This window comes from Desulfomonile tiedjei DSM 6799 (genome assembly GCF_000266945.1).
Classification (GTDB): Bacteria; Desulfobacterota; Desulfomonilia; order Desulfomonilales; family Desulfomonilaceae; genus Desulfomonile; species Desulfomonile tiedjei.
On the sequence record NC_018025.1, the window covers coordinates 4330010 to 4354374 of the forward strand.

Genomic DNA, 24365 nt, shown 5'->3' on the forward strand with positions numbered 1-24365 from the left:
AGGTCAGACTCTCTCTATGATCGGTTTTCCGAAAATACCGTAGGGTCGAATCATAATGATGATTACCAGTACGACGAAGGGGACCACTTCTTTAACACCGCCACCGAAATACGAATCGAGATACACCCCGGCAAAGTTCTCCAGTAGTCCGATGATGAAGCCCCCGACGATTGCACCCACTATGCTGTCCAGCCCTCCCAAGATTATGACCGACAGCACTTTGAGGCCTATATGCCCCAGGTGAATGCTGATTCCGCTGATGTTGCCTATGATGACCCCACCCACTGCTGCTGCAATGGCTGCAAAGCTCCAGGAAATGGCAAATACTCTCTTTACGCTGATCCCCATTGATAGAGCCGCCTGCTGATTTGCCGCAGTAGCTCTCATGGCAAGGCCGGTACGGGTATAACGAAAAATGCACGTGAACAGAATCGTGAAGATGATTGCAGAAATAAACCCCCAGAGGAGCCCTGAAGGGACAATGGCAAACCCGAGGTCCAGCGGTTGAGGGGGGAAAATGCGAGGAAAACTGCGATATTCAGGGGACCAAATCATATGAGTCAATCCCTTGAGAATACTCCCTAATCCGATTGTCACCATGATTACCGATATGATGGGCTCACCGATAAGAGGCCTGAGCATGAGCCGCTCCACGATTATTCCCAGGAAAGCGGCAAACAAAAGTGTGCCAATGAAAGCGACGGAAAATGGAAGGGAAAGATACGTCAGCCCTGTGAAGCATATGAACGCCCCCACGGTCATGAATTCACCCGTCGCCAGATTCAGGATGCTCGTAGCCTTATAAATGAGCACAAACCCCAGAGCGATCAAACCGTAAACGCCCCCCGCGGCCAATCCGCTCACAATAATCTGTGGGATAATGTCCATGTCATCTCCAGAAAAAAGTAAACAGAAAGCCCGATTGTCAGGGAAGGGAATCAGAAGGTAACTATTCGACGTCCGACACAAAATAGTCTGAGTAAATTACCCGGAAATGGGTACAGGGGCAACATTAAACGAAAATCACTGCAGGTTCAAGTACAAACCTTTCCAGTTTGTAAAGCTTTGTCCGAGTGGCATTTTGATCTACTGGTTCTGCAGGTGGGGAGACCTCGGAACATGTCATGGTCAACGCACTTATAATCGCATTTATCATTGAGCGGATTTGCTTCGACGCCGTCCCGAGCGGCCGGATTAACATACGGTTATGCATTTTCACACCTTGCTTTTCGTATTCCACTCCTTATTAATACCTTAGATCTCTGGTGAGATTAAACAGAAAACAGGATCGACAGGTTTTCTCGCCAGAGATGGGAAAAGGAGACATTCACATGAAATCCAAAGAGGTGTTCTTTAATCCATTCCGGCTATTAAGCCCCAAACTGGATGCAGAGGCATCACGTCTAGAGCAGCTATACGAAACACCACCCACTGAAATAACCTGCCTCGAAGAGGGTCTGGTAATAATGCTTAGCAAGCTGGAGACCCTTGCCGAACTGGCCTTCAAGACTTTGCTATCAGGCGATCCGAGCCTACTCGAGCAGGGTAAGGTTATTGCCCATGAGGTCCATGCAGAGGAGAAGAGTCTCACAGGCGCAATTGTATGTTATCCGCAAACCACGGGTCCCGTGCTGAAGACGGTGATCCTGTTTCCGGGAAGGTTGGAGAGGATCGGCGATTTTATGGAAAATATCCTCAACTGCAGCCTCATAAAGTCTCGGGACGGAATTGTTTTCAGCGACAAGGCCATCGAAGAGCTCACAGAAACATTCAAGACGCTTACCGGCATATTCCGGAAACTCAGGGACACGATTCTGAATCCCTCTCCGGATGTCTTGAATGAGCTGTTATCTGAGGAAAAGCGGTTGGCTCAAATGAACCTCGAATTTGCATTCGCGCATGAGGAGCGTTTGGTTGATGGAACTTGTTTGCCCAAGGCGTCTTCGTTGTATCTGGATATTCTGGATTCCGTAAGGAATGCATGCAGGCATCTCATTCTCATGACCGAGAGCCTGCTGACTCTGGTGAGCACCGACGGCAGACCTGCAGGAAATGTGTAGAATATCCTGCAATATCAATCAACTTCAGAGTAATGAGAGGCTGGGAACCTCAAAAAGGTCCCCAACCTCGGGGGCCGGTAAATTCAACTGTTTCAGTCTGGAATTTCTGGAGAATTCCTCTTGCGATATGTTTTCAGCCTCTTTTCATAATGTGACCACAACGCTCGATAAGCACCGGGAATTATGCCCCGATCCTGAAATGATTTCATGATTTTCGTTGATATCACTGATTTTTCCTGGGAAGAGAGTCGATCTTTCATTTTATCGAATTCCCGAACTTCCGAATACATCACCATGGGAATACAGCCGGTAGAAGGCCGGGGGAACGCTTTGCATGCCCGCTTATAGATTTCCGGAAAAGGTTCGTCTTTGATATTGCCGAAGGAAATCTGGGTAGCCTCACACGGTTGAACTTCGCCGGTGGAGGTTATAAACAGGTATTCAAACCTGCATTGGCAGCCCAGTGCAGGGTCTTTTTCCAGCCACGTGGAAAGCCCGTTCAACGGCGGGTATGCTTGATATGCGGGATCTTTGAACAGGTCTTTTTGCAGTTGTTCCAGAATCGGGCTATGGGGAATGACACCACGGCATGCTTCCCGGCCTGAAGGCTTCAGTTCCATTACTCTGATCTCCGCCACCCCGAGATCTCTCGCCAGATTGTAAAATTTCTTGAACTCTTCGGGATCCAGAAAGTCCGGCGGCGGTACCAGAGACAGGCATGTGTACACACCCGCATTCTTGAAGTGTTCGATTGCTTTGCACGCGTTTTGAAAAGCCTCAGGATTTCCCCTCATCTTATTGTGGATCTCGGGGCGATAATGGTCGAGGCTGACCCATACTCCGAATAACCCGTTTTGTTTCAGCTCGGCAGCGTTCTCCGCAGTAACGCCGTACCCCGTGGTAAACATCCACAGGCAAGTATCCTTACTCACATGTTTCACCAGACGAAGAAAACGATCGTAACGATACATGGGCTCCCCGCCGTGAAGAATGAGCGTTGCAACACCGAGATTCTCCACCTGACGAATGGTGTTTTTCAGCAACTCTTCATCAAGGTCCGTATCAAGATTGTGTTTTGCATTCGTGGAGCAGAACGCGCATGAGTACGGGCAGCAATTCGTGGTGGAAATCGAGACTATGCCTGATGGCAGGCCGGTCAAATCCAAGTTATTGATATAATTCGAGATGCGTTTATAGAAAGCCGGGCTGGGAAAGGGCGGAAAAGTACTATCCAGAAGCACTTTGTCTCCAAACCTGACCATATGACGATACCTGAGCACAGTTTTCTGAAGGAAAGACAGTTTTATGAAATTGAAAAACGCATCCCCGAAGCTGACTCCTTTGGCTTTTCTTATAACCCGGTTTCGCGTGTCAAAAAGGGCCTGCAGGGCATTCGCAAATATCTTCAGATTCGTAATATGAACTGGCAAGCCGGTAATATTCGAGAATAATGGTGCCATGAAGTCTCCTTGACCTACAAAGATGAAGAACCGCTTTCCAAACCGCAAACCGCGATATTTCTTGGATACCATGATCGACAGCCGTACTCAATATGAAGCTGTATGTTGTGTGGATACGGCACAGTAGGTCTGGCAAGAAAGCGATTTCCTGACATTTGCTCGATTGCCGGGCTTTTTTGCTGTGATTAAAAGCAGTTGACATAATTTCTGACCTTTGAACAGCCTACCCCATATAAGGAACGGTAGCCCGGCACCCCTGCTTGGCCGAACTGATTGATTTGTTATGAAAAATGTGCCGGCACGGAGGCCGGCACCCACCAATTTTCGAGAAGCGCTTTTCGCAGAATTCTGACATTTGCAGTAAAAGCAAAACCGCACGAGCATGTCCGACAAAGGCTGCTTTCCTGATAACGTGTTTGAGTGGACATTTACATAAAAGGGCATACCCCATCTTGACGAGGGCCATCTGAACCTATATCTCTAGAAGAGAATTCAGTTCGGAGGAAAAATGACGCAGGATACCAGGATACCATCCGACAAGGTTATTGAGGAGCTGGAAGGAAAGATAGCTGCAAATCCGGATTCCGGGGGGGCTCATTATAATTTGGGATTGGCCTTGTTCCAACGAGGCGAGTGGGATCGTGCCATCCAAGAATTTCAGGCCGCACTGAAAAGTCAGCCCGGCTTAATGGAAGCTCGTGTAAATATAGCTGGAGTCCTCCTCCAAAAAGGCGAATACGATCAATGCATAGAGCAGAGTCTCAAAGCGCTCGAGTTCCGACCCGATCTGATAGAGGCTTGCATAAATATCGGTCTTGCATTTATGCACAAAGGCATGGTGCAACAAGCAGTTCACAGTTTCGAGAAGGCTCTGAGTATCAATACCGATTCGATTATCGCGCATGTGAATCTGGGAAACGCTTATCTGACGCTGGGGAATTTTGAAAAAAGTGTGGAGCACTTTCTGCGGGCAGTGGAGATCAACCCGCAGTTCGGTATGTCCCACAATAATCTCGCAGTGGCTTACATGCATAAGGGCGACAAGGAAAAAGCACGAGAGTACGTTGACAAAGCGTTAGCACTGGGGTACCCGGTGCATCCGGAATTCCTCGAGACTATTCGTCAGGATTAGACTGTTGCGCTGTGAGGTATTTTACGACTGCCTTCTTCCTGGCCGCAGTCAGCTTGGAAAAAAAGCTGTCAACTTCTTCCGAATCAAACTGCACTTTCTGATTCGGATCGTTCAACCCGCGTGGAAATCGGCCGTCATTTGCTGCAAGAATGAGCCGACCGATTTCGTCAGTTGGCACAGACTTCATCATCTTTTTGACTTGGGCTTGATCCATAGCCCAAGCCTCCTGAAACAAGGTGCCGAAAAACTCGGTTCCGGAACAAGAATAGAACAGGACACGCTTTGTCTGATCGGAACCTTCTTTGTACTCCTGAAGTATCTGTTCCCGCGTATAATCGCTGGGGCCCCCGGTTTTCATGAGCAGGCCCACACTTTCCGCATTGGGTAATCCTGCCAGAATCTCCAAATCCTCCATAGAGAATTGGGCTTCCTGAAAAGGCTTTGTCAGAGCCGGTATCAGCCGCTGAAGCGCGGGAGGGGTCAGCCCTTCCAGCAAATCGATCAATTCTGCGGAGTTGAAGCCAGCCAAATCGGCCTGAGCAGCTAATTCTTCCTGATACTGCTCCAGATTGTGAAAGAGGCGAATTATCTGATCCGGGCTCATTCGTCTCCAGGGAAGACGCTGGATGATTTCCGAGACTCCCTCTGGCGATCTGTTCAATAACTGAGAAAAGACTAACTCAAAATCAAACTCGTCAAGAGCGGCTCTTTCGGAAAGAATCCGTTCAAGCGGATCCGGGGCCCCTGCGAGGACCACCAACCTGCACCATCTCTTGAAAAAGACATTTTCCGAAGAAGATGAGATGGTATCCCATTCTGAAACTATCGTTTCGATCAATTTTTGTGAGGTATGGATGATCTCTTTTGCGAGAAGTGCTCCTTCTGATTCATCCAGATCTTCCCCGAGTTCCTGTATGACATCCAGGACTGCGTTTTCGACATCTTCAGGAAAGAGAGACATCGCAGCTTCGACGTCAATGGCTTCGAGAAACTCTCGCACGTCTTCCATGCTCACTGTGACGGGATCTGAGGAATTCGTGTACGTTCCGATTACCAGGGTATTGATCAGCGATTCACGAAGCGAATCCACCTCGGACAGATTTTCGGCTTCCAGGTTGGGCGATCTGTTTAGCAAATCGAACGGAAGAATGTCTTTGAGACGCAGGATGAACTGATAACGCTCCAACTCAGCCTCATAGTATTCCACGAGGCTCAATGAGGAAAATAACTCGTCAGAAAGCGTCAGTGACGAAATCGTATGAACTTCCGCATCCGTAAAAATGCTCATGTTTGCCAGCCGCTGACACGTGAGATCAGCGAGGCATTCATATTCATCGGGACGCACCAATATGGGAATTTTATGATCCTGGAGCAGTCGTCTCCAATTATGCCTCAATTTATCTATTCTCGTGTACGCCAGACGGAACAATTCCACAGGAGAAGCTTCCATCAGCAAAGATACGGCTGTTTCAACTTCACCTTTGCTCTTGATTTCGAGGCCCACGCCGATAAGCTTGAGCACTGTTTCCTGGACTTTGGCAAGCTCCTCTGTGGATCTGAAATCCACCTCTTTTTGGATCACATATTTGTTCGCCATGGCTATGGAGACTCTGATTATTTCATCAGCCCTGTCCCGCGTAAAAAGTCCCTGCTCCATGCCGGAATTGACAACTTTTGAAAAAAAGGTCTGTTCATCGTGAACAACCAGACCGAACGATTCCATAGTATCGATCCTCTTGGGGGTCTGATAGGCTTATGCCGTGATCTCGGATAGAAACGAACCGATCTACACCTCATACAGAAATAGAGGTGGGGTTGTGCCTCTCCATCAGAGCTCGTCTTTTACCAAACTTAAGACCGTCGATCACGGCGTACGTTCGCATTCCAACGGAATTTACAGAAATATAAGGTCATAAAACAGGTTATCTTACTCTTTCAATATACTTACCGACCCGAGTATCGATTTTGAGCACATCTCCTTCATTTATGAAAAGAGGTACCTGTACGGTCATGCCGGTTTCCAGGGTTGCCGGTTTTGAACCACCCGACGCAGTATCGCCCCGCACTCCGGGCTCCGTCTGCGTCACCGTGAGTTCCACAAATATAGGAACTTCCACGCCGATGGGTTTGCCATTGTGGAACAGAACGCTTACCGAAACATTCTCCTGAAGGTAGTTGCGGGCGTCACCGAGCTGTTCCTCAGTCAGAAACAACTGCTCGTACGTTTCACTTTCCATGAAGTGAAATTCGCCTTCCGATTCATACAGGAACTGCATCTGTTTCTCTTCAAGATTCGGTTTGTCCACTTTTTCACCGGACCTGAAGGTGCGATCGATTACGTTACCGGAAATGAGACTCTTCAACGTAGTACGAACAAAGGCTCCACCTTTGCCGGGTTTTACATGAAGAAAATCAACGATGGCGAATGGCTCTCCGTTCAGTTCTATCTTGAGCCCTTTTCTGAAGTCAGGGGTCGAGTACATTGCGATTCCTCCCACTCGAATAATCAGAATGAATTTTTTTGGTTATCCTCAGGATACTGAAATCAGGTCTTTGGGCATTTCCGAGAGTATTTCAGGCCCTGACCCGCCGAGGTAGACCAGACTTTCGAGGCGTACGCCCCCGTAGTCTTCAATATAGATGCCCGGTTCTATGGTAAATACCATTCCTTCCTGAAGGACTCCTTTGCCGCGGGGGGACAGGTAGGGGGCTTCATGAGTTTCCATCCCGACTCCATGCCCTAACCCGTGAAGAAAATATTTACCGTATCCGGCATGGTCAATGCTTTGCCTTGCAATTCTATCTAACTCACGGACGCTCACGCCTTCTCTCACTGCTTCCAAAGCTCGCATATGGGCATCGTACACCGTTTTGTGTATCTCCTTTTGACGCTTGGAAGCTTTACCTACTATGCAGGTGACCGTCTCGTCACTGCTGTATCCTTGAAAGCGGCATCCATAGTCCACGACGATCAATTCTCCGGGTTGGATCACTTTGTCGGAAGCGGCACCATGCGGAAGCGCTGCTCGAGGCCCCGAAGCGACAATGGTCTCGAATGCGGTTCCCTCTGCTCCTCCCCGTCGAAACAGGAGCTCCAGGTCAGCAGCCACATCAGCTTCTTTTCGTCCCACTAGTGCGCCTTTCAAGACGTCTCGGCATGCATTCGAAGCTATTTTCGCCGCGGTTTTGATCTTATCTTTTTCAGCAGGTGTCTTGCGGATTCTCAGTGTTTCCACGAAGACTCTGCTCAGAGGCACCAACAGAAGATCGCGAACCCGTCGTGTCAGCTCGCGGCCGAATTCTTGAGTCATTCTACCGGCTTCAATCCCCAGGCGCTTGATACCACGAGCTTTTATCAGCCGAGCAGCAGAATCCAGCCTGCTCCGGACGATGTGAATCTCCAAACCGGTAGTCTCTTCTTTTGCCTGAGTCTTGTACCTTCCGTCTGTGAGGAGGTGACCTTCTGAGGGAGTGATCAGCACCGTAGCATCAGATCCCGTGAACCCGGTCAGGTACCTGAGATTCGTAGAAATCAGCACCTCGGACGAATTGAGCAGGATTGCGTCTACACGTAGTTGATTGAGTTTTGATCCAATCTCCAGCATACGGATCGTTAGGCTCCTGCAGACTGTTTGGTTTTCATCTGCTCGAGATTCGACAACCAGCTCTGCAGAACACCAACGATTCTCTTTTCGTGAAATTTCTTCCGGGCTTCTTCCAGAGCCTGTTTCACGGCAAGATCCTGAGGATTCCTGGCAGCCAGTTCGGCGAATATCTTCTGTGCACGGCCGTAGTGGCCCTGGCGCATGAACTCGTGGCCCATTGCTGCGGTTACAGGGATGAAATCCTCGGCTTTATCTTCCACGGTCCCGTGCTCGGCGGGCAGAGCCGAACTCGAATCGGGCTGATCTATAACTATCCCTTGACGTCGTTGACGTTTGACTTCGTCCATTGCAATCTGAAAGGTCCCTTTGAGAACCTCATGCAATACTTTGTAGCGTATGCCCATTTGAACGTCACCGCGACGCAGAAACAATTCCCCCATTAGGCTAAACAGTCTTGCGCTGCGCACATATTCGAACTCCATGGTTGAGAGGAGAGCGAGTGCGCTGTCGATGTTTCCTTGCTCGATGAGGTGTCCGGCTTTCGAAAGCGTTTGTTCGAAAGAGCCCGAACTTTCCTGCGTCCGTCCTTCTAAGAGCTCGATTTCGTTCATGGTGGTTCTCTCGTAGTTAAAAATCAAGCATACGGATTTATTACAGTAATAAAAACCGAGTAAACAGTCAACCGGTTTTCATGAAATGCAGGTGCTAATAGTATTTTGTATCAAAGAAGTGACATTTATGGCAGCTACATAATTTCTGACATTTTGAACACTCTGGCCTTTATATGCACCGGTAAAGGGATCGGCGTCCCGAAAGTGTCTCAAAACTGTATGACGCTCGTGCCACGATTCTCCATCCGAGTAGGGGCAGGTCTCGTGCCTGCCTCTATTTGGGCGGACACTAGGCCCGCCCCTACAATCAGGCCGGGAAGATCATGAGAACTTCGTGCCACGATCTGGGATAAATTTCGAGTTTTGAGACAGTTTCCTCTGGTCCGCCCCTACAGCCAGCGTAGGATGTGGTGAGCGAAGCGAACCGCATCGGTCGAGAAAGACCTCGACTGATGCGATTCCCGGTGGTCATCGCATCCTACATTGGCTACGTGTCTGCCCTACAAGGATGGGGTATCGTGGCACGAACTTATTGTGCATTCGAGACTTCTGAGACAGTCTCTCTCTGCCGGTCCATTCTACTGATATGATCTGTTATTCTGAAGATGTGCCGGCACGGAGGCCGGCACCCACCAATATTTCTCTTTTCATATGGCATTATTTTTGGCAGCACTCATCCATGCGGCACAATTCTGCTCAAAAAGGAATCGGTAAAGAGATGCACTCGAAAAAAGAAAAGCCCCGATCTTCCGCGTAACGGCAGATCGGGGCTTTGTTCTTCATCAGTTGTTATCGGTTACGCCGTGAGGCTACTCTTCACGCGTGCAACTTTCAGTTTATCGGAGATTCTTTTGAATCCTTCGGGATCCGCTGCTTGATCCAATTCCGCCAGTTGGCGTTCAAGATTCTGGATATCGGCCTGGACATCACTTGTGTTGATGTCTTCGGCTCGATAAGCTTCGTCCACCAGGACCGACACCGAATCTTTGAGCACTTCACAAAAACCGGCACCAACTGCGAATTTTACGAATCGATCGTTCTCAAGGTAAGAGAAAATTCCCGGTTTGATGAATGTGAGCATGGGTGTATGACCGATCAAAACACCGAACTCTCCCATTATTCCCGGAGCCACTATCTCTTCGACCTCTTTATCAAGCACTACCCCGGTCGGAGTGACCACTTGGACTTTGAATAGTTTATCCGACATGGACTTCTCCCGATCAGGCTGCTGCGGCTGCCAGTTTCTCCGCTTTTGCCTTCACTTCGTTAATGTCTCCCACCATGTAGAATGCTTGTTCGGGGAGATGATCCAGTTTGCCGTCCACGATCTCCTTGAATCCTGCGACAGTATCCTCGATCTTGACGTATTTGCCCGGTGTGCCTGTGAATTCCTGCGCCACGAAGAAGGGCTGCGACAGGAATCTCTGGATCTTGCGGGCGCGTCCGACGACCAGTTTGTCGTCTTCCGACAATTCGTCCATACCGAGAATCGCGATGATATCCTGGAGGTCTTTGTATCTCTGCAGAACCAACTGGATCTTACGAGCCACCTGGTAATGCTCTTCACCCAGGACGCGAGGATCGAGAATCCTTGATGTGGAGTCCAGCGGATCGACTGCCGGATAAATACCGAGCTCTGCCACCTGACGGGAGAGAACGACTGTTCCGTCCAAGTGAGCGAAGGTTGTGGCAGGAGCGGGGTCCGTAAGGTCGTCCGCAGGAACGTAGATACATTCGACTGCCGTGATCGAACCGTTCTTTGTCGAGCAGATTCGTTCCTGAAGCTCGCCCATGTCCGTTCCCAGAGTAGGCTGATAACCGACTGCGGAAGGCATGCGCCCGAGAAGGGCGGAAACTTCCGAACCTGCCTGGGTGAAACGGAAAATGTTGTCGACGAACAACATAACGTCCATTCCCATTTCATCACGGAAATACTCTGCGACTGTCAGGGCGGTCAAAGCCACACGAGCGCGTGCTCCGGGGGGCTCGTTCATCTGACCGTAAATCAGAGCCGCACGATCGAGAACTTTTTCGCCCTCACGCTTCGGCTGTCCGGGAAGGGTGCCGCCCATTTCCAGGTACAGGTCGTTTCCTTCACGGGAACGCTCACCGACACCTGCGAACACGGAAGTTCCACCGAACTGCTTCGCGATGTTATTGATGATTTCCATCATGAAGACCGTCTTCCCCACGCCTGCTCCGCCGAAGAAGCCGATCTTGCCTCCTCGCATGAACGGGGCGATGAGATCGACGACTTTGATCCCAGTTTCCTGGATGGAAATCTGAGTGACCTGCTCGTCAAAGGAGGGAGCCGGTCTGTGAATCGGCCTGGACTCTTCCGTGACGATGGCGCCTGCTTCATCCACCGGACGACCCACAACGTTCATGATCCGGCCAAGAACACCCTTTCCCACTGGAACCGTAATAGGGGCGCCCGTGTCTTTGGCGATCATGCCGCGGACCAGACCATCGGTGGTTTCCATCGCGATGGTACGCACGATGTTGTCCCCGAGGTGCTGGGCAACTTCAACCACCAGGTTGTCAGGCTGATCGTTGATGCTTGGGTTGGTGATGAAAAGGCCGTTGAAGATCGCCGGAAGCTGATTCTCCGGAAATTCCACGTCGACGACCGGGCCGATTACCTGAACGATTTTTCCCTCATTCATCTTGGGATATCCTCCTGAAACCGTCTTGGGTTCATAATTCCTGAGTTAGAAGAGATTCTTGTCAGCCTTTCAGCGCCTCGGCCCCGCCGACAATCTCCATGAGTTCCGTTGTAATAGATTCCTGACGGAGGCGGTTGAGCTTCAAAGTCAGCTTGTATATCATCTCATCCGCATTAGTTGTTGCAGCTTCCATAGCAGTCATTCTCGCGCCGTGCTCACTGGCCACAGAATCGAGAAGTCCGGTGAAGACCTGAACTTGTACGTAACGGGGAAGAATCGCAGAAAGCAATTCGTCCTCCGAGGGTTCGTACAGGTATTCTCTCCGACGTTTCCCACCTTCCTCTTCAGGAGTTACCGGGAGGAGTTTCCTGAGGGTCAGGATCTGGGTGACGGCTGTGCGAAAACTATTGTACAGGATATATACTTCGTCGTATTCGCCCGAAGCAAACTTCTCTGTGGCTATGGATACGACATCGCCCGCCAGCTCATAATTCACGCTGTTCATGACATTGACGAATTTTTCCGCTATCTCGATGTTGCGTCGGCGGAAATAATCGTTGCCTTTACGACCGACAGTTATCAGTGCAACTTGCACGCCCTTGGAAGCCATTTCTTTACTGAACGCTTCCGCCCGACGGCTCAAGTTTGCGTTGAACGCTCCGCAGAGGCCCCTGTCGGCAGTTACCAGGATGAGCAAGACCTTCTTGGGCTCCCTCATCTGCAGCAATGGATGGACTGCGGGATTCACACGGGCTGCCAGGGAAAGAAGAACCTCTCGCATCCGTTCCGAATACGGTCGGGCTGCCTTGATGGATTCCTCAGCACGCCTGAGCTTGGCCGCAGACACCATCTTCATGGCATTGGTTATTTTCTGCGTGTTCTTGACACTGGCTATGCGTTTACGAATATCTCGGAGGTTTGCCATTTCGACCTCATATATACAGGCTGATTCAATTCAGCCGCTATTTCATGTTATCAGACCAACGAAACTTCAGGCGGAGTGAAGATGCCTTGGAAATCATCCAGGATCTTCTTCATCTTACTCTCGAGGTCAGCCGAAATCACCATCTTCTCTCGCAATTCCGTAAGTACGTCCGGAAAGCTGGTTTCGAGGTAGCTTATGTACTGTTTCTCGTATTCGGCAAGTACTCTGAGATCGTACTGGTCCGTATAACCATTTGTGGCTGCGAAAATGATGGCAATCTGCTTCTCGACCCGCATCGGCTCGTACTGGGGCTGCTTGAGGATTTCGACAAGCCGTGTTCCTCGCGCGAGCTGCGCCTGGGTGACTTTGTCCAGGTCCGATCCGAACTGTGCAAAAGCTTCCAGTTCGCGGAACTGAGCCAGATCCAGACGAAGCGAACCAGCAACCTGCTTCATAGCCTTTATTTGTGCGTTGCCACCGCCCCGGGAAACGCTTAAGCCGACGTTAACAGCAGGACGGACACCTGAATAGAAGAGGTCCGTAGAAAGGAAGATCTGACCGTCAGTAATAGAAATAACGTTTGTCGGAATATACGCTGACACGTCACCAGCCTGAGTCTCAATGATGGGGAGTGCCGTTAGGCTGCCACCGCCAGCCGAGTCGCCAAGCTTTGCGGCCCGTTCCAAGAGCCTGGAATGCAGGTAGAAAACGTCACCAGGAAAAGCCTCACGTCCCGGCGGTCTACGCAGAAGCAACGAGAGCTGACGGTAAGCCTGCGCTTGCTTGGTCAAATCATCATAAATAATAAGTGCATGCTGACCGTTGTCACGGTAATATTCACCCATGGTGCAACCGGAATACGGTGCGATGTACTGCATCGGAGCAGGGTCGCTGGCAGTTGCGGAAACAACGATGGTGTAGTCCATGGCTCCAAAACGTTCCAGTGTCGACACCACCTGAGCAACCGTGGATCTCTTCTGACCGACGGCTACGTAAATGCACTTCACGTCTCCATCTTTCTGATTGATGAACGTATCCAGAGCGATTGCGGTTTTTCCCGTCTGCCGGTCGCCGATGATAAGCTCACGCTGTCCTCGACCGATGGGAATCATGGAATCGATGGCTTTGATTCCGGTCTGCAGAGGTTCCTTCACAGGCTGGCGTTTGATGATGCCCGGTGCGACGATTTCCACAACGCGGAATTCTTTCGTATCAATCGGTCCCTTGCCGTCGACCGGCTGACCGATGGCATCAACAACTCGTCCCAACATGGCGGGTCCGACAGGCACTTGCACGATACGTCCGGTTCTCTTGACTGTATCGCCTTCTTTGATGTGAACGTCTTCACCCAGAATTGCCGCGCCGACGTTGTCCGCTTCAAGGTTGAGCACCATTCCCATGATGTTGTGCGGGAACTCCAGCAACTCGCCGGCCATTGCATTCTCCAATCCGTGGAGCCTTGCGATGCCGTCCCCGACACTGATGACAGTCCCTGTCTCGCTGACTTCGACTTTTTTGTCGTAGTCCTGAATCTGCTGCTTGATAATTTCGCTGATTTCTTCGGCTCTGATCTGCATTGTCCCTATCCCTTCAGGCTTTCCTTGAGCTGGTTGAGCTGGGTACGTATGGTCCCGTCAAAGGCCATGTCTCCGACTCTGGCAACGAGCCCCCCGATAAGATAGGGGTCTGTTTTCGTGGTTACCAGAACCTGCTTTCCCGTTATCTTCGAAAGGGCCTCGGTGACTCGGTCCAGTTCTTCCTGCGATATCGGTTCCGCGCTTGTAACTTCTCCTCGGGTAATCCCCCGAATGTCATCAACTTGTTCTCTGAATGCTTTTTCTATTGCGGTAAGCTGGTCGATACGTTTTCGATCGATCAGGACGTTTATGAAATTGCGAACCATGCGATCGGTTCCCATTCTATCCAGAATGTCATCCGCAATTTTCTTCTTGTCATCTTTGGTAAAGACCGGATTGATCAGGATTTCACGGAAGTCCTTGGAAGCATTCACCAACTCGACGATGCTTGCAAGGTTGTCGCCGTACGATTCAAGTGCATTCTGTTCGGTACCGATTTCTACCAATGCTCTGGCATATCGTTTCGCTAAAGTGGTGTTGATCACTTGATACCCCCAACTTTAACTAGGTATTCTTCTACAAGCCTCTGACGGTCATCCTCATCGATCTGCTCACGTATGAGCGTTTCAGCTAACTCCACAGCCAAAGTCGCCGCCTCGTTCTTCAATTCGGCCTTTGCTTTGCGCACTTCCTGCTCGGCCGCCAATCTCGCAGATTCCACCATGGTAGCGGCCATTCTCTCTGCATTGGCTATTACCTTGGCGCTTTCGACTTCTGCGGATTTCTTCAGCTCGACACGCATACTTTCGAGCTCTTGTTCCATCCCAGCCAATTTCTGTTTGTATTCTGCTATCATACTCTCGGCGAGATCACGATCTTTTCGGGCATCTTCCAGATCCTTTTGAATCTGGGCCTTTCTTTCCGAAAAGAAGCTCGTGAGCGGCTTTCTTAACACATAAATCAGTATACCGATAAGAGCAGCGGTGTTAATTACTCGCCAAAGAAGCATGCTCGTAGTCCACGGAGAAGCTTCAGCAGCAGCCGCGAAAGCATCCGTTGAAAAAAGGACTACGGGTACGATTAAAAATAACAAAGCCGATCGATAACATTTCATGAGATTGCCCTCCCCAGAATTTTCCGCGTGATGGATTCCGCAAGAGGGGTCATCTGTGTTTTGAGCGTTTTTCTGGCTTCCCCTACTTCCGCCTGAATTGAAGCTTTCATATCATCCACGATACGGGAAGCTTCACCCCGTGCTTTTTCCAGGAATGCCGCTTCTTTTGCTTTCGCTTCAGCCAACAAAGCCGCTTTTTCCTGAGCAGCGGTCTGTCTGCTTTTTGCGAGTGCATCCTGGTGTTGTTTCTCTTGTTCCCGAACTTCCTGTTCAAGCTCAAGAGCTTTTTCTTTGTCTTTCCGGATCTGGGCTTCCCGTTCCCGCATCTTGGCCATGATAGGCTTATACAAGATAGCGTTCAAAATGAATAACAGAGCCAGAAAGTTGATCAACTGAATGAAAAGCGTGAAGTTAAGTTGAATCACTGGCGTAACTCCCGGGCGAGATATTCCGACTGATTGGCCTTCCTCCAGAATCGGACCGCACTGCCGTATTTTGTGCAACTATTTGATTTAAAACAAAAAGGTAGTTAACTGGACCCAAACCAAGAATGAATCGGCATAGTACCACCCGGTCCCGGAGCTTGTCAAGAATTTTTCTTGAGAGCAATGTGCATAAATGGCGGGATATTACTGATCATGCTTGATTAGGGTACTCTTGTCAGTAGGCTCCACACGAAGTGCACTATCGTCGTCCTGATCGGGAGGCCAAGCCTGTGCCGAAATGGCTTCTAACGGGTCGTCATCAAGCGACGTATCCGCCTCTAACTGATCGATGACCACCGCTTGACCGGATGAGGACATACTGCATGTACCCTCGAAGATGACGCCTTCTTCCACCACGAGGCTGGGGGTGCGAATATTCCCATATACTTTGGCAGGAGGGTAGAGTTCTATTTTCTCGGTGGCCGTGAGGTCGCCCCGGACTTCTCCTGCTATTTTCAGTATGTTTGAATGAATTTGAGCGTTTACCACGGAATCTCTGCCCACAACCAGCGTACCGCGACTGACGATCTCCCCTGAGAAATTTCCGTCCAGGTGAACAACCCCTGAAAAAGCAAGTTTACCGGTGAATTCGGTTTGGGAACCGAGAAAGCCGCTTACTGCGTCACTTTTGGCTTTTCTGAATCGCAGCATCATTCCTCCAGGCCGTCCTGAGGCAGGTCCGTACTATCCGACCGAAGTCGGCGGCCTACTCCTTAACATAGACAATCACTGTGTTCAAGCAATAATTAGGTAAAATGCAGAATTATAACGGCAGAACACAGAGGATTCTGCATGGCCCAATGTGAGGAAGAACTTCAATACAAGCCATATTTACCCAAAAAAAATAACACCTGGCGCCTGCGAGGGACTGATCGGACAAATTCCGTTTTTTTTCACATGGACCTACATGTTGGGGCCCTAGAGTCGCCACAGAAGACGAAAAAGGATGAGATCTCAGTATGAGTAGCGCCTCATACTGACATTCACGAGTATAGCCACAGCCAGAAAAGACACCAGCAACGAAGAACCTCCGTAGCTCAAAAAGACAAGGGGCACCCCCACTACGGGCAGTAAGCCCATTACCATGCCCACGTTCACCACTACGTGCCAGAAGAGCAGCACAGTGCATCCAAAGGCAAGTATAGCGCCGAAGTTGTCTTTGGATTTGCCTGCTATACCGAATCCTCGAAAGAATAGTATGGTAAATAACAGAAGGACAACCACACAGCCGATGAACCCCCATTCTTCCGCCAAAATGGAGAAAATGAAATCCGTGTGCTTTACCGGCAGAAACATGAGTTGATTCTGAGTGCCTTTCAAGAATCCTTTGCCGAGAATTCCTCCGGAACCGATTGCTATCTGTGACTGGATAATGTGGTACCCGGCGCCGAGCGGATCGTAGTCAGGATTGAGAAACGTAAGCAATCGCCTCTTTTGATAATCCAGGAGGAACCTGTCACCGACGAGCAACACTATGGGCAGCAATCCCAGGAACACCCCCCCTGCCCAGAGAAGAATTTTCTTGTTGGCAACGACGAAGACGATCACAGACAGCGAGATCAGCACGATTACTCCTGCGGTACCGAGATCCGGCTGAATCAGCACGAGACAGAACGGAACGGCAGTAAGCATGAGAGCTTGAACTATTTCTCCTAATTGGCTCCCTTCCCGTCCGGCTCTGTTCTGAAAATACTTTGCCAACACAATGACCATTGCCAATTTGGCAAATTCGGACGGTTGAAAACGCATGAGCCCAAGTTCGATCCATCGTCTCGAGCCTGCGGTCACTTTCCCCACCCCCCAAACGGCAATGAGAGCCACGACCACAATGATGTAAATCCAGACTGCCCAGCGTTCCAGGACATGATAATCGAAGAGCAGAAAGATCGACATGAGTACCAGCCCGAAACTGCACCAGGTGATCTGCTTTATCACATAGGTTCTGCCGGCTTCCCCCATAGGACAGGTAGCACTGTAAATAAGCATAAGGCCGATCCCGGCGAGAATAGCTGCAAGACAAAGAAGAGGCAGTTCCTTCATGACGAGAGAAGGCTGATTCAGCTTGTATCCCATCTGTTGCATGATTCGAGAGGACTCCGATGTATCGATGAATTACAGGGCCTTCAGCCGGCTCCTGTACTATTACTAGGAATTCTCTTATACCTATTTGCTTTCAAAGTTGAACGAAAATCCCCTCTACCCCCCCTTTAGTAAAGGGGGAAGGGGGGATTTTGAATGCAAATTGGCATTAGTCTTCCGGATCGCCCGGATCGGGCACTCCATAGTACCGGGCCAGAATCTTGCGGGCAAGTGGTGCGGCGCTGGCTCCTCCGCCTCCTCCATGTTCGACAATTATGATCAGGGCAATTTTCTGCGGTCTGTCATTCACGTAAGCAATGAACATCGCGTGAGTTCGTTCATGATAAGGAATCTGATCTTCCTCTTTCGTTCGCTGCTTAACCCTGATTACCTGAGAAGTTCCTGTTTTAGCATGGACCTTGATTCCAGGAATTCTGCACCGTTTACCGGTGCCCTTCTTGTCGGTGACAACATCCACAAGAGCCGAATCCAGAAGAGAAAGATGATAAGGATCTATGGGAATTTCCCAGCGAACCACGGGAGAATGGTTGAAGACGGTAGTTCCGTCTGCCGCCACGATCTGACTGACGATCGACGGCTTGAACACTTTTCCACCATTGGATAGAGCCGCTGTCATCACTGCAAGCTGGATGGGCGTGCAAACCAGATATCCCTGGCCGATCGCGACGGTAAGAGTCTCGCCGTCTTTCCAGGAATCGCCGTATGCCCGCATCTTCCATGCGGAAGTGGGCACGAGGCCGGGCAGTTCCTGGGGAAGTCCCACCCCTGTAGGAGCGCCCATTCCAAAAAGAGATGCGTACTTGGCTATTCGATCGGGACCGAGTTTCAATCCTAATTCGTAGAAATACGTATCGCAGGATTCGACGATTCCTCTGTGTAAATCGACTCTTCCGTGACCGTACGGGTTCCAGCACCGGAACACCTGTCCGCCAAGCTCGAGTTGCCCTTTGCACACGAATTTCTTGTCTGGTGTAACAACTTTTTCGGACAGTGCTGCGAGCGCCGTAATCGCTTTGAACGTGCTGGCCGGTGAATACAAACCTCTTGTGGCACGGTTTTCAAGCGGATGGAGCGGGTCGCTGTTCAAGGTTTTCCACTGACGTTCAGAAATTGAAGGTGAAAAGAGATTCAGGTCGAATCCCGGCTTGCTGACCATAGCCAACACCCGCCCAGTATCCGGATCGAGCGCCACAACCGAGCCGGCCCGATGTATGAACACTTCCTCGACAAATCGTTGAAAAGCCGAATCAACGGTAAGTATGACGTCAGCCCCGTTTTTCGGAGGCTTTCGCGCCATGGTGGCGAGCGTGCGGCCTTTGGCGTCTATTTCGACTTGTTCCCACCCTTCTTCACCTCTCAGGTATGCTTCGTATTCTTTTTCTATTCCGGTCTTCCCGAGGGAATCTCCAGTTTGATACCCTACGCGTGAAGCTTTTGCGAGTTCGTCCTGGGATATCTCTCCTGTAGTTCCAATTACATGACAAAGATTGTCCTGGCCCGGATACAACCTGAGCGGTTTCACTTCCAGAAGAACCCCCCGAGACTCGGACATGCGTGATCTGACTAAGGAAACTTCCTCCAAGCTCATGTTTTTCTTTACGGGGTAGTGCATGTATTTGGGGAGGTTGCGACTTCGTTCGATGCTATTCCGCATACGTTCCGGGGTGATCCCTAGTATGGGGGCATACGACTGGATCAACTCGACGGGTTTTTCCAGTTCACCGGGTACGATCGAGAGCACAAAACTAGGCGTGTTCTCGGCAAGCACCCTGCCTTTGACGTCGAGAATCCTGCCTCTTGTGGGAGTCAGTCGTGCCAGTCGCACACGATTACTGTCGGATTTCTCGTTGTAAGCATCTCCCTGGATCAACTGGAGATGCCACAGCTTGGCCGCAAGCACTCCCATGAGTAAAGTCATGAGAATTATTGCGATTCTGACCCGCAAATCTATTCTGTCGCGAAAATGTTCTTGAGTAGGAAGCTCAGCCATGCCGTCAAACCATGCTCATGAGCAGTTTCCGAACCCATAGAGAACGGAACTCAGCTTGCACCGACGAGACGGGAATACCCCGACCATGCGGTGTCCAAAAAGCTCAGAACCGGGACGGCAATTCCTGCGGTGATTATGGATCTGATAGTTATCCATTCAAGTGCATGTGCTCCGAATTCCACGGGTGCTGAAGCACGCCGTAAGGCGAAAACCATGAAGCCGGTGACGAGAGTGGCTCCCAAGATCATCACGGCTTTGGCAGGAATACTATCAAGATGAAACCTGGAATCCAAGTACCCGAGGAGAAGGATGAAAAGGCAATACATCGTGGAGAAAAGGCCTGTGGGGGATCCGGAAAAGAGATCTACCAACAACCCTGTTCCAAACGCCGCCGGTGCGCCGGTGATAAAAGAGAGTCGATAGCCGCACCAGACGATCACGATGAGCATGAGATCCGGTCTGTATTCCGGGGGAATAAAGAACATCATAACTGTCGTCTGGACAATGAGTGCAGAGAATATAAGTATGAGACAAAAGACGACTTCTCTCAACGCTTGTCCTCCAACCCGGGACTCACGTCGAATCCGCCTTTTTGTTCGAGAATTACGAGCACCTCTTCAACTTCCCCGAAGTTTGCTGCAGGCTTCACCTGAGCTTCCATGAAAAGACCGTCTGCTCCCTTGTGGACGGATTCCACTGTGCCTACCGTCAGACCTTTGGGGAAGACCCCGTCCAGACCGGAGGTAATTACCTGATCTCCAGGTTTTATGTCCGAATTAAGGCTTATATAACGCAGTAAACAACCCTTTTTCAGAGCTCCGTTCAATATCGCTCGATCCCTCGTTCGCAGAATCCGACAGTCCAGTGATAGGTTGGGGTCTGTCAAGAGAGTCACCCTGGAAACCTCCGAAGCAGTCTTGGCCACCTTGCCCAGGACACCTTCGGGTACCACAACGGGCATGTCAGGAGCCAATCCGTCTTCCGAGCCTTTGTTTATGATTATGGTCTTGTACCAACCGACAGCGTCATCGGCAATGATCTGCGCAACGAGCGTAGGGAACTCACTGCGAGTCTTCAAGAGCAACAGTTTCCGCAATCGCCTGTTTTCCAGCTCTTTTTCCACCAATGCAATCGTATCCTGCCGTAACTTGGTGACTTCCCCCTTAAGTTTTTCGTTTTCGGATTTCACGTTTACTAGATCGATGTACGTGCTCCACAGGTACACGGTCTTTCCGCGTACTGACGAAATAGCTTGTTGAAACGGTCTCACGACAGCATAGACAACGCGACCGGCGGGTCCGCTTTCATTCTCCTTTGGGGAAGAAAAGAGAATTATCAAACCTCCGCCGATGAGAATGAGTAATATGGCAATATCGCGTATCGATCGAGGCATGGGCGTCAGAAAACATCGGCGACTGGTGAATGTGGACGAATTCTGTTTAAGCTAGCAGGCTTCATCGTATCAAAACGTCTTTCAGGACATCGAAATGTTCAAAAACAATTCCGGAACCGACTACCACGGTACATAACGGATCGTCTGCGACAATCACAGGAAGACTGGTTTCTCTCCGGATGACTTCATCGAGATTCTTGAGTAAAGAGCCCCCACCGGTGAGCACTATGCCGTTGTCCACGATATCTGCTGCCAACTCTGGTGGAGTCTGTTCCAGAGCGGTCTTGATCGTTTCTAAAATAGCTCTGACCGGTTCGGCGATTGCCTCGGTGACTTCCCCCGACCTCAGGGCAACCACTTTGGGCACGCCGCCGATAAGGTCCCTTCCCTTCACCTCTATAATGCTTTCTTCAGGTTCGGCACATGCGCTTCCGATCATCATCTTAATGTTTTCGGCGGTTCGTTCACCTATGAGGAGGCTGTATCTCTGCTTCACGTATCGGATAATGGCATTGTCAATTTTGTCACCGGCGACTCGCAAGGACTTTGAGTACACGATGTCAGACATGGATATGACCGCCACCTCCGTAGTGCCCCCGCCAATGTCAACGATCATGCTGCTGGTTGGTTCCGTAATGGGCAGATTCGCGCCGATAGCTGCAGCCAGGGGCTCCTCAATGAGATATACCTCACGTGCTCCTGCGCTTTTGGCTGCTTCCCTGACGGCACGCATTTCCACCTGCGTACTTCCTGAAGGCATGCATATGATAATTCTGGGTTTTACGAGAAACCTGCGATGATGAATCTTGAATATGAAATGCTTCAGCATCGCTTCGGTGACTTCGAAATCGGCTATGACGCCGTCTTTCATGGGGCGTATCGCCTGCATATTGTCCGGAGTCCTGCCGAGCATCTTCTTGGCATCCGTCCCAACGGCAACAATCCGCGGTCCTCGCTTGAGATCGGTTTTTACTGCAACGACGGAAGGTTCCGAGAGTATGACGCCTTTGCCACGGACGTACACCAGGGTATTGGCCGTACCGAGGTCAATGGCCATATCGTTTGAGAAAAAACCGGATAGTGAATCAAAAACCATTCGCTTGGTCATCCTGAAAGGCGGCTTACTCACGAGGTGTGCCAGGAACTTAACAGATGCGCAATTTTGGATCAAGCCTTGATTGCAATGGACGGTTTGGTTGACAAGAGTGGCGGAAATACCTATTATCCGCTTTGATTTTGCGCTGAATCGGGGAAAGGAGAAGGATCGTGCTCGATCTTATGAGAAGACACGCCAGCTCTTGGATTATCAAGGTGGCACTTGGTGGAATTATCGTCGTTTTTGTCTTTTTTTTCGGCTGGTCCGGTCCTGGCGACAAATCTCGCAATTACGCGGCCAAAGTAAACGATACCGTGATCTCGTACGATCACTTTGCCAGAATATACGATGCCACATTGAAAAAAATGGAACTCAGGTTCGGAGGTTCCGTACCTTCTGAATTCATGGACCGGGTGAACCTCAAGAAAGTTGTCATCCAGGGAATGGTGAATCAGACTTTACTATTGCAGGAAGCCAAGAAACTCGGTCTATTCGTGGACGACAGCGAGTTGGTGCGCGATATCCGGACAGACCCCTCGTTTCAGAGAGACGGTCGTTTCGACGAGATGTTATATCGGGCTTATGTGTCCAATATAAAAATGAGTCCTACAACGTTCGAAGAAGCCCGGAAACAGGAACTTCTCGAACGGCAAATGGTGCGTCTGCTTACCGATTCCGTCAAGACCGACCCGCAGGAAGTCAAACAGCTATGGCATTTCCAAAATGACAAAGTGGCTCTGTCCGTTCTTCTGATCCACCCGGAACCGATAACCGAGCCCATCGATTCGAAAGAATTGGAGACATTCTACAAAGAGAACGAGGCAAAGTACGAATTTCCTCCTTCTCTGAATATGGAATACGCTGTATTTTCCTGGCACGATCTTATAAAGAATATGTCGGTCTCGGAGGAGGAGGCCAAATCCTATTACAATAACCATCCGAAAGAATTTACCGAGCCGGAACGAGTGCACGCCAGACAAATTCTCTTCAAATTGCCCGAAGATGCGACTCCGGAAGTCATAGAACAGGTGCGCAAAAGAGCCGAATTCACAAAGAATGCGATCGAGGGCGGTCAAAACTTCGCCGACGTGGCCAAATCGGAATCACAGGATGATGCAACTGCCGACAAGGGAGGGGATCTCGGCTTCTTTTCCCGCGGAACCGTAAATCGTGATCTTGAAAAAGTGGCATTCGCCCTGGAGCCCGGCAAAGTATCCGACCCAATCAAGACCGAGCAAGGTTTTCACTTGCTCATGGTTGACGAGAAGAAACCTGAAACGGTCATCGATTTTGCCCTGGCAAAAGAAAAGATCGAACACAAGCTCATCGAAGATAAGGCGCGCAAGAAAATATCTTCGGATGCAGACAATTTTTATGAACAGGTATACAGGAGTGAAGATCTGGAAGGAACCGCCAAGCAATTCGGATTCGATGTACGGAAAGCCGAATTCGTTTCGAGAGCTGGGGGAATTCCGGATTTGACGAGCGATCCGAAAGTTATGGAAGAAGCGTTTTCGTTGAGATCGGGCGAGATTTCCAGACTGCTTCGAGTCGGTGACAAGTATCTCGTCATCAAGCTCCTGGCCAAGAACAAAGAACGCATTCCCCCACTGGATGAAATTCGGAAGACAGTGGAACAGGATTACCTGAAACGACAAGCTGCAAATGCAGCCAGAAAGAAAGCTGAAGAGATTCTGAAAGCGCTCAAGGCGAAACCTGAAGATGCTGATGCCATTGCCGCATCTTACGGCCTGAAATGGGACCAGTTGGATTCAATTTCGCGGACCGCAGGATTCGTGGCGAAACTCGGCGGAGGACAGGAAGTGAATGAAATGCTCACATCTTTGTCCAAAGAAAATCCCCTGTATCCGACGCCTCTCACGACAGCGGAAGGAATCGCAATAGTGCGTTTGACCGACGTGGTTCAGGGTAGTGACGAGCAGTATGCAAAGGAAGCCGAAGCGTTCGAGAAATGGATCCTGGAAGTTCGGAAAACCGAATTTCTTAAAGGATGGCTGAAGCTCATGGAAGATAAAGCAAAAATCGACATCAGCGAAAAGCTCTAATTCCTTTCCACCAGCCCTGTCGCTTGATCGAATGGCAGGAGGACCCCCCGGACATCCGGCAGTTCTCCTGTCATTCTTGCTTTGA

22 protein-coding genes are annotated in these 24365 nt (G+C 50.1%); 3 read left to right on the plus strand and 19 right to left on the minus strand.

Features of this window, described 5'->3' with window-relative positions; all coding sequences use genetic code 11:
- Positions 1-3: 3 nt before the first annotated feature.
- Entirely contained in the window at positions 4-888 is an 885-nt protein-coding gene (locus tag DESTI_RS18380) for a branched-chain amino acid ABC transporter permease (protein ID WP_014811469.1), read from the minus strand.
- A 443-nt stretch (positions 889-1331) separates the two neighbouring features.
- On the opposite strand from DESTI_RS18380, the gene DESTI_RS18390 reads away from it, so the two are divergent.
- The gene (locus DESTI_RS18390; RefSeq protein WP_014811470.1) at positions 1332-2060 is read left to right on the plus strand and encodes a Na/Pi cotransporter family protein; all 729 of its coding nucleotides are present in this window, start codon (positions 1332-1334) and stop codon (positions 2058-2060) included.
- A 92-nt stretch (positions 2061-2152) separates the two neighbouring features.
- On the opposite strand, the gene DESTI_RS18395 is transcribed toward DESTI_RS18390, so the two are convergent.
- Positions 2153-3520: a radical SAM/SPASM domain-containing protein gene (locus DESTI_RS18395; RefSeq protein ID WP_014811471.1), complete on the minus strand. Its 1368-nt coding sequence runs from the start codon at positions 3518-3520 to the stop codon at positions 2153-2155.
- 508 nt (positions 3521-4028) lie between these two features.
- On the opposite strand from DESTI_RS18395, the gene DESTI_RS18400 reads away from it, so the two are divergent.
- On the plus strand, positions 4029-4652 hold the full coding sequence (locus tag DESTI_RS18400) for a tetratricopeptide repeat protein (RefSeq protein ID WP_014811472.1): 624 nt from the start codon (positions 4029-4031) through the stop codon (positions 4650-4652).
- On the opposite strand, the gene DESTI_RS18405 is transcribed toward DESTI_RS18400, so the two are convergent.
- From DESTI_RS18405 to DESTI_RS18485, 17 genes are all read right to left on the minus strand, one after another.
- On the minus strand, positions 4636-6375 hold the full coding sequence (locus DESTI_RS18405) for a DUF6178 family protein (protein ID WP_014811473.1): 1740 nt from the start codon (positions 6373-6375) through the stop codon (positions 4636-4638). The two genes, DESTI_RS18400 and DESTI_RS18405, sit on opposite strands and share 17 nt — an antisense overlap.
- 199 nt (positions 6376-6574) lie before the next feature.
- Positions 6575-7135 carry an elongation factor P gene (gene efp / locus DESTI_RS18410; RefSeq protein ID WP_014811474.1) on the minus strand — a complete coding sequence of 187 codons (561 nt, stop codon included), beginning with the start codon at positions 7133-7135 and terminating at the stop codon, positions 6575-6577.
- A gap of 48 nt (positions 7136-7183) precedes the next feature.
- Positions 7184-8257, minus strand: a complete 1074-nt coding sequence (locus DESTI_RS18415; RefSeq protein ID WP_014811475.1) for a M24 family metallopeptidase — start codon at positions 8255-8257, stop codon at positions 7184-7186.
- A gap of 8 nt (positions 8258-8265) precedes the next feature.
- Positions 8266-8868, minus strand: a complete 603-nt coding sequence (locus DESTI_RS18420) for a hypothetical protein (protein WP_014811476.1) — start codon at positions 8866-8868, stop codon at positions 8266-8268.
- Positions 8869-9664: 796 nt separating this feature from the next.
- Complete coding sequence (gene atpC / locus DESTI_RS18425; protein ID WP_014811477.1) at positions 9665-10075, minus strand: ATP synthase F1 subunit epsilon; 411 nt, start codon at positions 10073-10075, stop codon at positions 9665-9667.
- A gap of 13 nt (positions 10076-10088) precedes the next feature.
- Positions 10089-11534, minus strand: coding sequence for a F0F1 ATP synthase subunit beta (gene atpD / locus DESTI_RS18430; RefSeq protein WP_014811478.1), 1446 nt, complete (start codon positions 11532-11534; stop codon positions 10089-10091).
- A 61-nt stretch (positions 11535-11595) separates the two neighbouring features.
- Entirely contained in the window at positions 11596-12459 is an 864-nt protein-coding gene (gene atpG / locus DESTI_RS18435; RefSeq protein WP_014811479.1) for an ATP synthase F1 subunit gamma, read from the minus strand.
- 50 nt (positions 12460-12509) lie between these two features.
- Positions 12510-14036 (minus strand): F0F1 ATP synthase subunit alpha, encoded by a 1527-nt coding sequence (gene atpA / locus DESTI_RS18440; protein ID WP_014811480.1) that lies wholly within the window; start codon positions 14034-14036, stop codon positions 12510-12512.
- Positions 14037-14041: 5 nt separating this feature from the next.
- Positions 14042-14581 (minus strand): ATP synthase F1 subunit delta, encoded by a 540-nt coding sequence (gene atpH / locus DESTI_RS18445; protein ID WP_014811481.1) that lies wholly within the window; start codon positions 14579-14581, stop codon positions 14042-14044.
- A complete protein-coding gene (locus tag DESTI_RS18450) occupies positions 14578-15150 on the minus strand; it encodes a F0F1 ATP synthase subunit B (protein WP_014811482.1) in 573 nt (190 codons plus the stop codon). The genes atpH and DESTI_RS18450 overlap by 4 nt, the downstream gene beginning before the upstream one ends.
- A complete protein-coding gene (locus DESTI_RS18455; protein WP_014811483.1) occupies positions 15147-15575 on the minus strand; it encodes a F0F1 ATP synthase subunit B in 429 nt (142 codons plus the stop codon). The genes DESTI_RS18450 and DESTI_RS18455 overlap by 4 nt, the downstream gene beginning before the upstream one ends.
- A gap of 204 nt (positions 15576-15779) precedes the next feature.
- On the minus strand, positions 15780-16286 hold the full coding sequence (locus DESTI_RS18460; protein WP_014811484.1) for a bactofilin family protein: 507 nt from the start codon (positions 16284-16286) through the stop codon (positions 15780-15782).
- Positions 16287-16589: 303 nt separating this feature from the next.
- Complete coding sequence (gene rodA, locus DESTI_RS18465; protein WP_014811486.1) at positions 16590-17717, minus strand: rod shape-determining protein RodA; 1128 nt, start codon at positions 17715-17717, stop codon at positions 16590-16592.
- A gap of 166 nt (positions 17718-17883) precedes the next feature.
- On the minus strand, positions 17884-19725 hold the full coding sequence (gene mrdA, locus DESTI_RS18470; RefSeq protein ID WP_014811487.1) for a penicillin-binding protein 2: 1842 nt from the start codon (positions 19723-19725) through the stop codon (positions 17884-17886).
- A 50-nt stretch (positions 19726-19775) separates the two neighbouring features.
- Positions 19776-20276: a rod shape-determining protein MreD gene (gene mreD, locus DESTI_RS18475; protein ID WP_014811488.1), complete on the minus strand. Its 501-nt coding sequence runs from the start codon at positions 20274-20276 to the stop codon at positions 19776-19778.
- A complete protein-coding gene (gene mreC / locus DESTI_RS18480) occupies positions 20273-21118 on the minus strand; it encodes a rod shape-determining protein MreC (RefSeq protein ID WP_014811489.1) in 846 nt (281 codons plus the stop codon). The genes mreD and mreC overlap by 4 nt, the downstream gene beginning before the upstream one ends.
- A 61-nt stretch (positions 21119-21179) precedes the next feature.
- A complete protein-coding gene (locus tag DESTI_RS18485; protein WP_014811490.1) occupies positions 21180-22214 on the minus strand; it encodes a rod shape-determining protein in 1035 nt (344 codons plus the stop codon).
- 170 nt (positions 22215-22384) lie between these two features.
- Between DESTI_RS18485 and DESTI_RS18490 the strand changes: the two genes are divergently transcribed.
- The gene (locus DESTI_RS18490; protein WP_014811491.1) at positions 22385-24280 is read left to right on the plus strand and encodes a SurA N-terminal domain-containing protein; all 1896 of its coding nucleotides are present in this window, start codon (positions 22385-22387) and stop codon (positions 24278-24280) included.
- The last annotated feature ends 85 nt before the right edge of the window (positions 24281-24365 follow it).

Bases quoted from the DNA above. Each gene is read 5' to 3' on its own strand.
- DESTI_RS18380 (WP_014811469.1), bottom strand. From the start codon at position 888: ATGGACATTATCCCACAGATTATTGTGAGCGGATTGGCCGCGGGGGGC.
- DESTI_RS18390 (WP_014811470.1), top strand. From the start codon at position 1,332: ATGAAATCCAAAGAGGTGTTCTTTAATCCATTCCGGCTATTAAGCCCC.
- DESTI_RS18395 (WP_014811471.1), bottom strand. From the start codon at position 3,520: ATGGCACCATTATTCTCGAATATTACCGGCTTGCCAGTTCATATTACG.
- DESTI_RS18400 (WP_014811472.1), top strand. From the start codon at position 4,029: ATGACGCAGGATACCAGGATACCATCCGACAAGGTTATTGAGGAGCTG.
- DESTI_RS18405 (WP_014811473.1), bottom strand. From the start codon at position 6,375: ATGGAATCGTTCGGTCTGGTTGTTCACGATGAACAGACCTTTTTTTCA.
- efp (WP_014811474.1), bottom strand. From the start codon at position 7,135: ATGTACTCGACCCCTGACTTCAGAAAAGGGCTCAAGATAGAACTGAAC.
- DESTI_RS18415 (WP_014811475.1), bottom strand. From the start codon at position 8,257: ATGCTGGAGATTGGATCAAAACTCAATCAACTACGTGTAGACGCAATC.
- DESTI_RS18420 (WP_014811476.1), bottom strand. From the start codon at position 8,868: ATGAACGAAATCGAGCTCTTAGAAGGACGGACGCAGGAAAGTTCGGGC.
- atpC (WP_014811477.1), bottom strand. From the start codon at position 10,075: ATGTCGGATAAACTATTCAAAGTCCAAGTGGTCACTCCGACCGGGGTA.
- atpD (WP_014811478.1), bottom strand. From the start codon at position 11,534: ATGAATGAGGGAAAAATCGTTCAGGTAATCGGCCCGGTCGTCGACGTG.
- atpG (WP_014811479.1), bottom strand. From the start codon at position 12,459: ATGGCAAACCTCCGAGATATTCGTAAACGCATAGCCAGTGTCAAGAAC.
- atpA (WP_014811480.1), bottom strand. From the start codon at position 14,036: ATGCAGATCAGAGCCGAAGAAATCAGCGAAATTATCAAGCAGCAGATT.
- DESTI_RS18450 (WP_014811482.1), bottom strand. From the start codon at position 15,150: ATGAAATGTTATCGATCGGCTTTGTTATTTTTAATCGTACCCGTAGTC.
- DESTI_RS18460 (WP_014811484.1), bottom strand. From the start codon at position 16,286: ATGCTGCGATTCAGAAAAGCCAAAAGTGACGCAGTAAGCGGCTTTCTC.
- rodA (WP_014811486.1), bottom strand. From the start codon at position 17,717: ATGCAACAGATGGGATACAAGCTGAATCAGCCTTCTCTCGTCATGAAG.
- mrdA (WP_014811487.1), bottom strand. From the start codon at position 19,725: ATGGCTGAGCTTCCTACTCAAGAACATTTTCGCGACAGAATAGATTTG.
- mreC (WP_014811489.1), bottom strand. From the start codon at position 21,118: ATGCCTCGATCGATACGCGATATTGCCATATTACTCATTCTCATCGGC.
- DESTI_RS18485 (WP_014811490.1), bottom strand. From the start codon at position 22,214: ATGGTTTTTGATTCACTATCCGGTTTTTTCTCAAACGATATGGCCATT.